This is a genomic window from Paenibacillus cisolokensis (assembly GCF_050481165.1).
Taxonomy (GTDB): Bacteria; Bacillota; Bacilli; order Paenibacillales; family Paenibacillaceae; genus Paenibacillus_AH; species Paenibacillus_AH cisolokensis.
The window spans coordinates 1-1,520 of sequence record NZ_JBCNFP010000124.1; the positions used below are offsets into that span (position 1 = coordinate 1).

Genomic DNA, 1,520 nt, shown 5'->3' on the forward strand with positions numbered 1-1,520 from the left:
TGCTATGAACGTTTTTGTCAAGCCCTACGCCAATGCGCCTGCCTGAGCACTAGGCACGGGAGCAAATATACGAGCGACGGTCGGCACGCTGCTATCCGTGGGTTGGGTACCACATGTTATGCCTACGTCAAGGAGAGCCATTGCAAGCTAGAAACGCACGTTCGGCTTTTTCAGCCTAGTGCAAACGAACCACGCAAATTCTCTCCTGAACCTTCCATTTGCTCCCGGGCCTAGTGCCCCGGCGATTAACTTGTTACACGTCCGACACTATAGGCGGGTGAATGAATTCGCGACCGGTTACTCGAGCGTTCGGGCAACAGCCCAAATGAAGCCGCTCAGTTCTCGTGCAACCGCACCTACGGCTACATTCTTGTGCTTGTTTAGCCCAAAAACAAGGCGGCGGTATTTCTTGTGAAGCCGCTCTTGCGCTTTCCAGGAAATCAGCTGAACGTCGGCCGGCATCCCATCCAGCCGTCGGGCCAGATCCCCTTTTATCGCGGGGCGGTGACGGTAGCTCCAAGCCGATTCGACCAGAACTCGGCGCAGGCGTCCATTGCCCGCTTTGGTGAGGGATCCCCTTTTGGTACGGGCTCCGGACGAATGTTCGCGTGGTACCAGTCCCAGATACGCCATGAGTTGGGCAGGCGAACGAAAGCGAGCAAAGGACCCGATCTCCGCGACAAAGGTGACCGCGCTGAGAAATCCGACACCGCGCAGCGACTGAAGCGCCCGAATCAGAGGTGCCTTGGCGCTCGAGGCCGCTTGCTCCACCAGCGCCTTTTCCAACCGGCCGATGCGCTGCTCAACTTCCTCCAAGGCATGGAGCATCTCCGTGAAGGCCATTTGCATAGCCATGTGTTCAAACGTCAGTTGTTCGAGCCACGTCCGGTATTTCTTTGTCCAGCGGCGTTTGACGGTATCCGGAGGGTGGATCTGATGGCGCAGCAAGAACTTGAGCACACGCTGGCGGGCACGATGCGCATCTTCCTTTGCCGCCTCCCGGGCACGGACCAACTCGCGTAGCGCTTCGTCCTCGCGTTCGGGGACGTAGATCGGGGTGAGTTCGCCCGCGCGGAAAAGACGTGCCAGTTGTTCGGCATCCCGCCGATCCGTCTTGATATGGTCGCCAGAGCGTTTGGGCATGAGCGAAGGCGCGATAACGATGCAAGTCGCCCCCATGGATTCGATCCAGCGGAACGTCTCGTAGCCGGTAGGTCCGGCTTCATAACAGAACGACAGCGAACTTGCAGGACCCAACTCTTTGATAAGCTTTCGCAGCGCGGCCGCCGAATGAGCGATGGTACCGTAATACCGGGGCTGTTCCCGACCTGCATCCGCAATGGCGACAGAAATTTTTTCTTTCGAGACATCTAAACCGATATATTTTGTGGTAGACTGCATAGTAATAGCTCTCCTTTGCTGTGTAGCTCTGAAATGGTGGTTTTCCTATTCCTCCATTTTTAACCTACGACGTGCAGCAAATACGGAGGGCTGTCTCTGTTTTACGTTCATCATAGCTA

The 1,520-nt window shown here is 56.3% G+C and carries 1 protein-coding gene; it reads right to left on the minus strand.

The annotated features are described in order from the left end of the window. Nucleotides 1-297 precede the first annotated feature (297 nt). On the minus strand, nt 298-1,401 hold the full coding sequence (locus ABEV74_RS19340) for an IS110 family RNA-guided transposase (protein WP_430148607.1): 1,104 nt from the start codon (nt 1,399-1,401) through the stop codon (nt 298-300). Nucleotides 1,402-1,520 lie beyond the last annotated feature (119 nt).